12 protein-coding genes are annotated in these 11,871 nt (G+C 72.6%); 7 read left to right on the top strand and 5 right to left on the bottom strand.

The window, feature by feature from the left end:
- Positions 1-8: 8 nt before the first annotated feature.
- Positions 9-317, bottom strand: coding sequence for a GNAT family N-acetyltransferase (locus tag K3N28_RS22720; RefSeq protein ID WP_228095107.1), 309 nt, complete (start codon positions 315-317; stop codon positions 9-11).
- 148 nt (positions 318-465) lie between these two features.
- On the opposite strand from K3N28_RS22720, the gene K3N28_RS22715 reads away from it, so the two are divergent.
- Genes K3N28_RS22715 through K3N28_RS22705 form a run of 3 tightly spaced genes read left to right on the top strand, consistent with a single transcriptional unit; the run spans position 466 to position 3,164 of the window.
- Positions 466-1,275 carry a DUF6597 domain-containing transcriptional factor gene (locus K3N28_RS22715; protein ID WP_228095106.1) on the top strand — a complete coding sequence of 270 codons (810 nt, stop codon included), beginning with the start codon at positions 466-468 and terminating at the stop codon, positions 1,273-1,275.
- 54 nt (positions 1,276-1,329) lie between these two features.
- Positions 1,330-2,703, top strand: a complete 1,374-nt coding sequence (locus tag K3N28_RS22710; RefSeq protein ID WP_228095105.1) for an FAD-binding oxidoreductase — start codon at positions 1,330-1,332, stop codon at positions 2,701-2,703.
- Positions 2,691-3,164, top strand: a complete 474-nt coding sequence (locus K3N28_RS22705) for a VOC family protein (protein ID WP_228095104.1) — start codon at positions 2,691-2,693, stop codon at positions 3,162-3,164. The genes K3N28_RS22710 and K3N28_RS22705 overlap by 13 nt, the downstream gene beginning before the upstream one ends.
- A gap of 87 nt (positions 3,165-3,251) precedes the next feature.
- On the opposite strand, the gene K3N28_RS22700 is transcribed toward K3N28_RS22705, so the two are convergent.
- The 3 genes from K3N28_RS22700 to K3N28_RS22690 all read right to left on the bottom strand — a co-directional run bounded on the left by K3N28_RS22700 (position 3,252) and on the right by K3N28_RS22690 (position 6,637).
- On the bottom strand, positions 3,252-4,829 hold the full coding sequence (locus K3N28_RS22700) for a ricin-type beta-trefoil lectin domain protein (protein WP_228095103.1): 1,578 nt from the start codon (positions 4,827-4,829) through the stop codon (positions 3,252-3,254).
- 196 nt (positions 4,830-5,025) lie between these two features.
- The gene (locus tag K3N28_RS22695) at positions 5,026-6,213 is read right to left on the bottom strand and encodes an RNA polymerase sigma factor (RefSeq protein ID WP_374209866.1); all 1,188 of its coding nucleotides are present in this window, start codon (positions 6,211-6,213) and stop codon (positions 5,026-5,028) included.
- A 13-nt stretch (positions 6,214-6,226) separates the two neighbouring features.
- Positions 6,227-6,637, bottom strand: a complete 411-nt coding sequence (locus K3N28_RS22690; RefSeq protein WP_228095099.1) for a YciI family protein — start codon at positions 6,635-6,637, stop codon at positions 6,227-6,229.
- A gap of 260 nt (positions 6,638-6,897) precedes the next feature.
- Between K3N28_RS22690 and K3N28_RS22685 the strand changes: the two genes are divergently transcribed.
- Positions 6,898-8,088 (top strand): MFS transporter, encoded by a 1,191-nt coding sequence (locus tag K3N28_RS22685; RefSeq protein ID WP_228095097.1) that lies wholly within the window; start codon positions 6,898-6,900, stop codon positions 8,086-8,088.
- Positions 8,089-8,291: 203 nt separating this feature from the next.
- Positions 8,292-8,975: a YqjF family protein gene (locus tag K3N28_RS22680; RefSeq protein ID WP_374209865.1), complete on the top strand. Its 684-nt coding sequence runs from the start codon at positions 8,292-8,294 to the stop codon at positions 8,973-8,975.
- An 89-nt stretch (positions 8,976-9,064) separates the two neighbouring features.
- Here the strand turns inward: K3N28_RS22680 and K3N28_RS22675 are convergent, their stop codons facing one another.
- Positions 9,065-9,295, bottom strand: coding sequence for a hypothetical protein (locus K3N28_RS22675; RefSeq protein WP_228095095.1), 231 nt, complete (start codon positions 9,293-9,295; stop codon positions 9,065-9,067).
- Between the two features lie 515 nt (positions 9,296-9,810).
- On the opposite strand from K3N28_RS22675, the gene K3N28_RS22670 reads away from it, so the two are divergent.
- Both K3N28_RS22670 and K3N28_RS22665 read left to right on the top strand, forming a co-directional pair.
- Positions 9,811-10,323 carry a SigE family RNA polymerase sigma factor gene (locus tag K3N28_RS22670; RefSeq protein ID WP_228095094.1) on the top strand — a complete coding sequence of 171 codons (513 nt, stop codon included), beginning with the start codon at positions 9,811-9,813 and terminating at the stop codon, positions 10,321-10,323.
- An 18-nt stretch (positions 10,324-10,341) separates the two neighbouring features.
- Positions 10,342-11,850: a hypothetical protein gene (locus tag K3N28_RS22665; protein WP_228095088.1), complete on the top strand. Its 1,509-nt coding sequence runs from the start codon at positions 10,342-10,344 to the stop codon at positions 11,848-11,850.
- Positions 11,851-11,871: the final 21 nt, after the last annotated feature.

The raw sequence follows: 11,871 nt of genomic DNA, 5'->3' as shown, positions 1-11,871 counted from the left end.
GGTCGGCCTCAGTCCTCCTCCCCCAGGCGCGGCGCCTCCTCGTGGACGAGGTCGCCGTACTCGGGGTGGCGTTCGATCCAACCGGCGTAGAACGGGCAGACCGGCTCCACCTGGAGGCCCGCCGCGCGGGCCTCGTCCAGCGAGGTCCGCGCCAGCGCCGAACCGACGCCGGAGTCCTGGGCCTCATCGCTGACCTCGGTGCGGACGAACGTGATCGTGCCGTCCTTGCGGCGGTATTCGGCGAATCCGACCAGGTCGTCGCCGATCCGGGCCTCGTAGCGGTTCTGTTCGGGCGCGTCGGTCACTTGCACGTCCATGCGTCCTCCTTCAAGTCGTCGCGTGCCTCGGAGTACCCGTCTCGCCGCTCCTCACCCGTGCCTCGCGGGCTTCGCGGGGCGACAGCGCGCCCCGGAGGGTGGAAACCGCTCATACCGCATCGGGGCCGCGGGGATATAGCCTGTGCGTGTGACGCCGTCATACTCCGAGCGCCCGCCGCGGGCGGAACTGGCCGGGGCGGTGCGCGCCGTCTGGGTGCAGCGTACGGGGGCGACGGCGTTCGTGCAGCGCAATCTCCCCACCGGAGGCGTGGAGATCCACTGCCCGATCGGCGGGCGGTCCGAGCTGATCGGACCGCTCACCGGACCGAACCTCGAGGTCGTACCCCCGCACACCACCGTCGTGGGGGCGCGCTTTCACCCGGGGGCGGGACCACCGCTGCCGACGGTGCTCGACGACCTGGTGGATCGGCGCGTGGGGCTCGAGGAGGTGTGGGGCGGCGCGGCCGACCGGCTCGGGGAGGCGATGGCGAACGCCCCGGGGCCCGAGGCGGCGCTCGACCTCCTCCAGGACCGTCTGCTGCACGTCTGCCGCAGCCTCGGACGCGTCGATCCGCTCGTCAGGGAGGCGGTGCGACTGCTGATGCCGTGGCGCACGGCCGAGGTCGGCGCCGTCGCCGAGCAGCTGGCGATCTCGAGCAGTCAGCTGCGTCGCCGCTGCCTCCACGCGGTGGGCGTCGGACCGAAGACCCTCCAGCGAACGCTGCGGTTCCAGGGGTTCCTGGCGTTGGCGCAGGCCGGCCTCGGCGGCTCGGCGCGCGGATACGCCGCCTTGGCGGCCGAGGCGGGGTACGCCGATCAGGCGCATCTCGGCCGAGAATGCCTCAGCCTGACCGGGCTGACCCCTCGCGACCTGGTGGGCCGGTGCGACTGCGGGCACGACCACGCCGCGTCCTACACGCCGTTCCTCGCGAACCGGGCCGCACCACCGCCGCGGTGACCATGCTCGTTTCGTTCAAGACGGGGCCGGGACGGCGCCGATAGCCTCGGATCCATGATCGATCTGGACCAGGTCCGCGAGCGACTCGACGGCGAGGTGCTCGAACCCTCCTCCCCCGGCTACGAGGCCGTACGCCGTCCCGCCCATCCCGGGTTCGCGGACGTGCGTCCTCGGTTCGTGTTCCGGTGCCGCTCGGTCGCGGACGTCGCGCTCGCGCTCGCCTACGCGCGCGAGACCGGGATCCACATCGCCCCGCGCAGCGGGGGCCACTGCTTCGCGGGGCGGTCCTCGACCGAGGGGATCGTGCTCGACCTCGCCGGACTGGACGCGGTCGCTGTGGACGGCGATCTGGCCGTGATCGGCGCGGGCGCCCGACTGGCGCGCGTGTACGCCGGGCTCCACGAGCACGGACGGACCCTTCCCGCCGGGTGCGGGCCCACGGTGGGCATCGCGGGGCTCACTCTCGGCGGCGGCATCGGCCTGCTCGGCCGTGCGTACGGGCTCACCTGCGATCGCCTCGTCGGCGCGCAGGCGGTGCTGGCGGACGGCCGCGTCGTCGACTGCGACCGGGACCGGGAGCCCGATCTGTTCTGGGCCCTGCGCGGGGCGGGCGGGGGCCAGTTCGGCGTCGTCACGGCACTGACCTTCGCCACCGTTCCCGAGCCGACGGCGCGTCCGTTCCGCGTGCGCTGGCCCCGAGCCGACGTCGCGGACGTGATCGCGGCGTGGCAGCGCTGGGCCCCGGACGCGCCCGACGGGCTCACCGCGAACCTCGCCGTGGTCGCCGAACCGGGACGACCGGCCGAGGCGGTCCTCTCCGGCGCCTCGCTGCTCGCCGAGTCCCCTACGGAGGCGCTGCTCGGCGAGTTCCGTTCCATGGCCGGATCCCATCCGCCGATCGACATCGGGGACGCGGTGCCGTACCACCGTCTCAAAGCGACACTGGCCGAGGCCGATCCGGACGGGCGGCCGGGATCGGCCCTGCAGATCCGGTCGGAGTTCTTCGCGGCGCCGATGCGGCCCGAGACGATCCGGGCGCTGACCGCCGCCCTCGGGAACGCCGGCACCGGGCTGCGGCGGCTCGCCTTCACGCCCATGGGCGGGGCCTACAACCGGGTCCCCGCGTCCGCGACGGCCTTCGCCCACCGCGGCGAGCGGTACCTCGTCGAGCACGGGGCCGCGGCGGATCCTGTCTGGGTGGACGCGTCCTGGTCGATCGCGCACGCCGACGGATCGGGGCGCGTGTACCCCAACTTCCCCGATCCGGCGCTCGAGGACGGGCCGCGCGCGTATCACGCCGACAACCTCCCCCGCCTCGCGGCGGTCAAGGCCGCCTACGACCCGGGCCGACGCTTCGCCTTCCCGCAGTCCATACCGGTGCCGAGCACCGCGATCCCGAACGGAGACCACCCACCATGCCCGAGCTGACAGCGTTCCTCTGGTTCGAGGACCGGGCCGAGGAGGCCGCGAACCACTACACCTCGATCTTCGACGACGGTGCGATCACCCGCGTCATGAAGGGCGGCCCCGGCGGGCCCGGCACGCCCGGCGCCACGCTGACCGTCGAGTTCGCACTCGCCGGGCTCCGGTTCATCGCCTTGAACGGCGGGCCTCAGTACCGGTTCAACGAGGCCGTCTCGATCATGGTCCAGGTCGACGCCCAGGACGAGGTGGACCGCTATTGGGCCGCGCTCACCGCCGAAGGCGAGCCGGGCCCGTGCGGTTGGCTGAAGGACCGGTTCGGCCTCTCCTGGCAGGTCGTCCCGAAGCTGCTGTTCGAGCTGCGGAGCGACCCGGACGAGGCCAAGGCGCAGGCCGTCACGGACGCGATGCTGCGGATGGGCAAGATCGAGTCCTCGGTCCTCCAAGCGGCGTACGACGACGCCTGAGGCGTTCGGTCCCGCGGTGAGCGGGAGCGAGCCGGTTCACCGGGCCCGCCTCCTTTATCGGAAGCGGGGCCGGCGAACCGGCTCTCGTCAGTAGACGCTCGCGCCGATCCAGTCGTCGTAGCCGTAGCCGGCCGGGTCGGCGTAGTCGCGTTCGGCGAGCGTGAGCGCGCTCGCGGCCGTGCCGCAGGCGGTGAGCACCAGCGGCGCCGCGATCGCCGTGCCTTCGAAGCCGAGGCACAGGTCCGAGTGGCCGACCGGGTGGATGCCGGCGTGGCTCACGACGAACTCCTGGTTGAGACCGCCGTGGCAGTCCCACAGCACCAGCGCGGTCCCCGCGCGCATCGTGCCGCCCTCGACGTCGACGCAGCGGTCGTGGCTGAGCTCCACGTGGAGCGAGCCTCGGCGCTCGTCGTACCAGAAGCCCTGGTTGCGGCCGCCGTCGCAGTCCGCGGCGAGGAGGTCGGTGCCGTTCCTGGAGTCGTAGCCCTCGGCGTCCGCGCACCGTCCGCTGCCGGTGTGCTTGACGTCCGTGAACTCGAACAGTCCTTCATAGAGCTCGGCGGCGCCGGTGCTGGCCGGGTCCACGCAGGTCGCCTGCTCCCATTCGGGATGCTCGTAGAACCGGGTGATGCACTGGGCGAAGGCCCCGTGGCCGCGGTAGTTGGGGTGCAGGGACTGCCGGAAGGCGTGCTCCGAGGGCAGCAGGCCCACCTCGGCGTACACGCCGCGGGCCCAGGGCTCGGCCTCGCAGACGCCGTGGCCGTCGAAGAGGCGCTGCGCGTTGAGGTAGCGGACGTCCTTGTTCAGGGCGGCGCGGCGGACGCCCTCCTCGAAGAGGGGCACGGCCTTGTTGCGCGCGAAGGCGGCATCGGCGAGGTAGAGCAGGCAGCCGCCCCTCCACCATCCGGGGAAGTTCGGGTTGTCCTCCACGTCGGGGCCGCCGGGACTGGGGTAGGACATGACGACCATGTCGTAGTCGGAGGCGAGGTAACCGGCGTCGGTCATGGTCTGCCGCACGGCGTCGATCGCGGTCTCCACGCCTTGGCGGCTCACGTCGACGCGGGCCTCCCAGTCCTCGGTGTGGTCGGGCCAGCACGGTCCCTGCAGGAGGATTCGCTGGGTGGCGCACTGGGTGGCGACGGGGCCGAACTCGATGCCGCCCTCGTCGTTGGCCCCCACGACGATCCACACCAGCTTGACGTGGGTGTTGCGGGCCTTGATGGCGAGGTTGTCGCCCTGGTTGAGCTCGTCCCACTGCCGCTGGCCGGAGCCTTCGACCAGGTGCGGCGAGGCGCCGCCGGAGCAGGCGACGTTGTACTGCACGTCGCTCTCGATGCCGGTGCGGAACAGCGCCTGGTCATAGGAGCGGTCGCACCAGTTGCCCTTTCGATGGGTGTTCGGGTCGTAGTTGCCGACCCCTTCGCCCGAGATCTCGCTGTCGCCCATGGAGACCAGGGAGGTCTGCCGGTCTTCGAGCGGGAGGAGGTCGGGGCTGCCGTACAGCTCGGTGGCCTCGGCGGCCCGGACGGCTTCGAGGTGGTCGGGCAGCGGGACGATGTCGGGGCGCTCCGCGGCCGGTGCTGCGGCGACCGCTGTGGACAGTGCGAGGAGGGTCAGCGCCGCGGCGGCCGTGATCGCCGTCCAGCGCTTCCGGGGAGTGGACATGGCAGTCTCCTGTTCGGAAACATCGCTGTCGATGGGTTGTAGTCAGCACATTACCGTTACCGGGCGGTAATGTGAAGCTTGTACCGATACAGGAATGATTGCCCCGCAAGGCGTCAGCGCTCGAGCCGTGACGGGCGGGGAGAGCGAGACGCAAGACGTCGCGAGGTGAGTGTCCTCGTAGGACATTCGGATCGGCTCAGCTTTGGGCGCGGCGCGCCTGGTGCAGTCGGGCGGCCTGTTTGACCAAGTGGGCCCGCTCGGCCAGGCTGGGCGCGGTCTCGGCCGCGACCGCGTAGAGGCGCGCCGCCTCGGTGTGGTCGCCGGCCCGCTCATAGAGGTAGGCGGCCACGGCGTCGCGGCGAGGGAGGCCCGGGTCGAGCTGCTCGACCAGCCGCAGTCCGGCGAGCGGTCCGTCGACGTGGCCGACGGCGACCGCGCGGTTGAGCGCGACGACGGGACTGTCCGGGACGAGCCGCGTCAACTCGTCGAACCATTCCAGGATCTGCGGCCAGTCGGTCTCCTCGGCCGAGGCCGCGTCGTCGTGCAGCGCGGCGATCGCGGCCTGCGCCTGGTACTCCCCCAGTCGGTCGAGCGCGAGGGCGCCCTGCAGCAGCTCGACGCCTTCGGCGATCATCGCGGTGTCCCATCGGGACCGGTCCTGCCGCGCCAGCGGCACCAGGCCGCCCGAGGCGTCGAGCCGGGCCGCGCGGCGGGCGTGGTGCAGCAGCATGAGGGCGAGCAGCCCGGTGGCTTCGGGGTCGCGGGGCACCGAGGCGACCAACTGGCGGGCGAGGCGGATGGCCTCGGCGGCCAGGTCGGCGTCGCCGACGCTCCGGTTCGATCCCGGATTCACGCCGGCGAACCCCTGGTCGAACATCAGATACAGGACGCGCAGCACGGCGCGCACGTCGCCGGGGCGCTCGAACCGCTCGCCCGCGAGCGTCCGCTTGGCGCGCGAGATGCGCTGCGCCATGGTCGATTCGGGCACCAGGAAGGCGCGGGCGATCTGCGCGGTCGTCAGGCCGCCGACCGCGCGGAGGGTCAGGGCGACGGCCGACGCCGGGCTGAGGGCGGGGTGGCAGCAGCGGCTCAGGAGCAGCAGCGTGTCGTCCGCCTGCTCGGTGGCGCCGGGGGCCGGCTCGCGCCGCACGGCGATCTCGCGCACGGCCCGGGCGGACGCCGAGCGCCGGGCGTCCAGGAACTTGCGCCAGGCGACGGTGACCAGCCAGCCCTTGGGGTCGTCGGGCGCTTCGCCGTCCCAGCGCCGCACGGCCTCGATGAGCGCGTCCTGGACGGCGTCCTCGGCCGCCGCGAAGTCGGCTCCGCGGCGGACGAGGACACCCAGGATCTGCGGGGTCAGGTCCCGCAGCAGGTGATCGTCGATCATCGGGACCGGGTCACTCGACCACGGACGGCTCGCCGTAGAACGGCCGCACTTCGAGCCACTCGTGCAGCGGCTCACCGCCCTTGCCGGGGGCCGACGAGAGGTAGGCGGCGGCCTCGTAGGCGCGCTCCTTCGACTCGACGTCGATGATCATCCAGCCGGCGATGAGGTCCTTGGTCTCGGCGAACGGGCCGTCGGTGACCGGCGGGCGGCCTTCGCCGTCGTAGCGCACGAACTCCCCCTCGGGCGCGAGCGCTTGGGCGTCCACGAACTCGCCGCGTTCGCGCAGGTCGTCCGCGACCTGCTGCATGAACGCGACGTGCGCGGTGATCTCCTCGGGGGTCCACTCCTCCATGGTGCCCTCGGCGTTCGGGTGCGGCCGCGGTCCGCCGCGGTAGTGCTTGAGCAACAGGTACTTCGCCATGGTTCCATCCTCCATGTCCGGGCGGCGCCGCTCGCCGCCGACACCCCTGGGACGGCGCCCGACCCCGGTTCTCGACATCGCAGGACACCCCGTGCAGAGGTTTTTTCGAGAAGGCCGCCGAGCGGCTCCGCCTCCCTACCCCCGGACCGGGCAGGTCCGTCAGGCGGCGCGCGGAGACGACGATGCGGCGGAGACGGCGGCGCGGCTATGGTCGACTGGGCCGCGAGGCGACCAGGCGGCCGAGAGCGAGGTGGTGAGACATGAAGTCGTCCGAATTCGACGGACGTTCGGTCGCGGCGCTCCTGGCCCTCTCGCTCGCGGCGTTCTGCTACGTCACGGCGGAGACCCTGCCGGTGGGCCTGCTCGCCGAGATCGCCGCGGACCTGGACGTCTCCCCGTCGCAGGTCGGATTGCTGGTCACGGGGTACGCGGTCATCGTGGTGGTCGTGACGCTGCCGCTGGTGCGCGTCGTGGCGCGGGTCCCGCGGCGGCCGTTGATGCTGGGGCTCATGGCGATGCTCGTGGCGGGGACGGCGCTCTCCGCTGCGGCGCCCGGTTACGGGCCGCTGCTCGGCGCCCGCGTGCTGAGCGCGCTGAGCCAGGCCGTCTTCTGGGCGGTCGTGTCGCCGGTGGCCGCGGGCATGTTCCCCGTCCGCGTTCGCGGTCGCGTCATGGCGGTGGTCTTCACCGGCGGATCGCTCGGCCCGATGCTCGGCATGCCCGCCGGGACCTGGCTCGGCCAGCACATCGGTTGGCAGACCGCCTTCCTCGCCGTCGCGGGGCTGGGTTCGATCGCGTTCGCCACACTGGCCGCGGCGTTGCCGTCCGGGCCGGCGCGGCACGAGCACGCCGGACGCGGCACCACTCCCGACGCCCGCCGGTACGCCCTGGTGCTCGCGACCACGGGGCTGGGCGTGGCGGGGTTCTTCGCCGTCTTCACGTACACCGCCGAGTTCGTCACGGCGGTGGCGGGCATGTCGGCCGGGCTGCTGGGGCCGCTCCTGTTGGCACGCGGGGTGATCGACTTCGGCGGCATCGCGCTGGGCGGCCTCCTGTCCGACCGGAACCAGCGGCTCGCGGTGATCCTGCCGACCGCGCTGCTCACGGGCACCCTGATCGCCATGTTCGCCTTCGGGACGGACCCCTGGGCCGCCGCCGTCACCATCGTCCTCACCGGACTGGCCATGGGATTGTTCACCCCGGCGCTCCAGAACCGCGTCATGGAGTTCGCGCCCGGCAGCACCGACACCGCCTCCGCGGGGAACTCGATCGCGTTCAACGTGGGCATCGCCCTCGGCTCGGCCTCGGGGGCGCTCACCCTCGCCCAGGTCGGCACGCGGGGCACCGCCCTCACGGGCGCCGCCCTGGCCGCGGCCGCGCTGGCGACCGCCCTGGCGACCTCGGCGACCGCACGCGACAAGACGGCGAAGGAGCCGGTCGCCCAGGCGTGACGCCGCTCGGCTCGGCCCCGGACGGAAGGACCGCACCGGCTCCGTCGCCGCGGCGTTCGCCCCCGGAACTGGGCGCCCCGGAGGCGGATCGGACGTTGGCCGTGCGAGCGAGCGTCGTGACATGCGATGCTGTCGAGGTGTCCGATCCATCGCGTCCCGAACCCGTCACCACCGAGCCTCGGAAGCCGATCACCAGCCCGCTGATGACCCAGTCCTGGCTCGACGTGGCGTTCCTGCATTGGACCGTCGACCCGGCGGCGGTGGCCGGGCTGCTTCCCGCGGGGACCGTGCCCGACACCTTCGACGGGGCCACGTTCGTCGGCCTCATCCCCTTCCGCATGCACCGCGCCGGCTTGTTCCGCCTCCCGGGGGTCCCCTACTTCGGCTCGTTCGCCGAGACCAACGTCCGCCTGTACTCGGTGGACGGGCAGGGGCGCCGCGGCGTGGTCTTCCGTTCGCTCGACGCCTCCCGGCTCGCGGCCGTGACGGCGGCGCGGGCCGGGTTCCGGCTGCCGTACATGTGGTCGCGCATGGACGTTCGCGCCGAGGGCGACACGGTCAGGTACACCGGCTCGCGCCGTTGGCCCGGCCCGCGCGGCGCGCGCAGCCGCATCACCGTGCGCGTCGGCGAGCGCCTGAACGAGCCGACCGAACTGGAGCACTTCCTGACCGCCCGCTGGCGCCTGCACCACGCCGTCGGCGGCCGGTTGACGTACCTCCCCAACGCGCACCCGCGCTGGCCGCTGCACCGGGCCGAATTGACCGAGTGCGACGAGAACCTCGTGGCCGCGGCGGGAGTCCCGAAACCGTCGGGCGAACCGGTGAGCGTGCTGTACTCCCCCGGCGTGAAAGTGCGTTTCGGCGTCCCCGCCCGCGCGGACGGGTGAGCGCTGAGCGAGCGACGACGGCATCGCCCGCCGGTGGACGGACCGATGCCCGCAGCCCTGTCCACTGGGCTGCGGGCATCGGGGTCCGGTCAGCTGTTGAGCCGCCTGGCGAGGAGTTCCTTGCCCTCTTCGGCGCCCTTGCGGCTCGCGCCCTGGGCGCGGCGGAAGAAGTCCGCCAGTTCGCTGTCGCCGGCGCGGTCCGCGTCGGCGATGTACTGCTCCAGGCGCAAGGCGTTGCTCAGGCAGGCCTCGACGAACCAGATGATGTTGTAGTCCTTGTCCTGCGTGCCAGTGACCTGGCCGGTTTCGCTGTCGGACATCCGCTCCTCCTCCGTAAGTGGCGTTCCGTGCCAGCGGGATACCCGTCGCGCACGAGCCGACACATCGAATGATGTAAATCGACCGGTGCCGTCGGGCGACGCCGGCGCCTCTATTCAAACCGGGACCGACGTCGAGCGGACCCGTTTACGAGAAAGGCCGGCGCTGATGCGGACCGTTCACGTCGTCACCCGCCCCCAGGCGACACCGCTCAGCACTCCAGCGGAGGCCCGGTCCGCCGCCGCTCGGCTCAGTCCTCAGTGCAGTCGGCCTGCTCGACGCCGGCGATCCGCGACACCGCCGAACCGTCGCCGCGAGACGATGAACGGCGTGACGGCCTTCATCGAGTGCCGCGGGCCGGGACTCGGCCGGGGGTCACCGCGGCGACGCGTTGCCGATTGACGCGGCAACGGGCAACCGGGCGTCGGGTCCATCGGGTATGTACCCGTGCCGGGCCTCGCCGCATCCACCGATGAAGGCGGGCCGGGCTCCTGACCCGTCATCTGAAAGAGGCCCCGTGAAGAGCAAGGAGCAGCAAGAGGCCGAGTTCCGGTCGTTCGCGCTCGCCCAGCGCGACGGCCTGCGGCGGCAGGCGTATCTGCTGTGCGGGGACTGGTACGAGGCCGACGACATCGTGCAGAAGGCGCTGACGAGGATGTTCGCCGCCTGGAAGCGCGTGGACCCGATCGGCGCTCCGGCGTACGTGCGCCGGATCGTCGTCAACGTCTACCTCTCGCACCGGCGCCTGGCGTGGGTGCGCCGCGAGCGCGCCAGCGACGAGGTGCCGTCGACGCTCATCGACGCCCCGCAGGAGGAGATCGACCTCCGGCTCGCGGTCACCGAGGCGATGGACCGGCTGCCGCCCCGGCAGCGGGCGACGCTCGTGCTGCGGTACTGGGAGGACCTGTCCGTGGAGGACGCCGCCGAGGCCATGGGCTGCTCGACCGGCACGGTGAAGAGCCAGTGCGCCAAGGGACTGCGCAAGATGCGCCAGTACCTCAACGAATCCGCCGCCCCCGCCCGGGTCTAGCCGAAGGAGACGAGACACATGAACCTGCAAGACGACACCGGCGGCCTGATCCGGCGGGCCCGGCCCGACACGACGCCGAAGGAGCCCTCGCTCGACATCGACGAGGCCGTGCGCGAGGGCTACCGCTTCCGCCGCCGCAAAGTCGTCCTCGCCGGCGGCGCCGCCACCGCGGGGGTCGCGGCGGTCGCCGCCGTCCTCGCGCTGTCGCTCAACACGTTCGCCCCGGTCCAGGAGACCGAAGGGGGACCGGAACTCCCGGCCGGCGGTCCGTTCGACTTCGACCCGTCCCTGGCCGGCTACCCGAGCCCGACCTCCGCCACGTGGGACGACGTCCAATGGGACCTCGACTCGGCCGCGAGATCGGCCTTCGGGGACCTCGCGGTGGACGCGGGCTTCCTGGAGGCCGACGCGCTCGACTACGAGCGGCCGTCCGAAGCGGCCATCGCGGACGCCATGGAGCAGTGGGGCGTCGACCGCGACGAGGCGCTGTCCGAACTCGGCTACCAGGACCTGCCGCTCCAGTTCATGCCGTGGCACGCGACGGGCAACAGCGGGCAGGTGTACCTGCGCGGCTACCTCGCCCGCGACGGCGACGAGGAGGCGGAGCGGTCCTCCTTCGCGATCACCGCGATGCAGCCGGGCGGATGGACCGCCGAGCCCGGCCCGACCGGCGACGTCGCGTTCCCGCAGCACCTCATCTCCGACGAGGCGTCCTGGACCGATGCGGCGCCCGAGTTCACCAAGGATGAGCTCGACGACGGCCGGATCCTGATGGTCGCCGATCACGGCTGCGCGCTGGAGGCGGCCGTCGTCTACCCGAACGGCTCGGCGCTGCGGTCCTCCTGGGACCTCGACTGCGCGGGCCAGGGCCGGGCGATGAGCGTAGAGGACCTGCGGACGGCGATGCTCGCGATGCCGCAGTTCGACTACGACACCAGTGAACTGGCGCCGGTCGGGGACCTGCTCGACGTCCCGGCCGGGTGGGCCCCGGACGAGGCGTGGGAGAGCGCGGCGGCCGCCGACTCGCAGGCCACGTTCGACGCGGCCACCGCCGCGATCGACGCGGCGCACCCGGGTGTGGAGCTCCTCGACTCCCAACCGTCGCAGCTGCACTTCGTCGACGACACGGTCCGACGCGGCTACGCCGCCGACTACTCCATGCCGTTCACCGACACCGAGGACCACCCCGTGCACGCGGCCGTGCGCTACCACCTCCCCGGCGGCTGGCTCCCGGGGCTCCCGCCGGAGGGGGCGAACGCCGAGCCGTACCTCCTCGACTGCGCGGGCGACAAGGACGACGTCTGCGAGACGACCGAGGTCGACGGCCGGACCGTCGCCACGCGGACCTTCGGCGTCGGCGAGAGCCACTCGTACTGGGTGATGGTGTACGACCCGGCGGGCTGGGCGGTCGCGTTCGACACCACCTATGCGGGCGTGATCGAGGGATACGGCCTGGACGAGATCATCGCGCTGGCCGCGTCACTGCCCGCGCCCGTGTACGACCCCGCCGCATACGAGCGGGACTAGGGCGGTGCTGGCCCCGGCCCA

This window comes from Glycomyces sp. TRM65418, from assembly GCF_019710475.1.
GTDB lineage: Bacteria > Actinomycetota > Actinomycetes > Mycobacteriales > Micromonosporaceae > Glycomyces.
The sequence above is the reverse complement of the archived record's forward strand: the minus strand, read 5'-3'. Positions and strand labels throughout refer to the sequence as shown.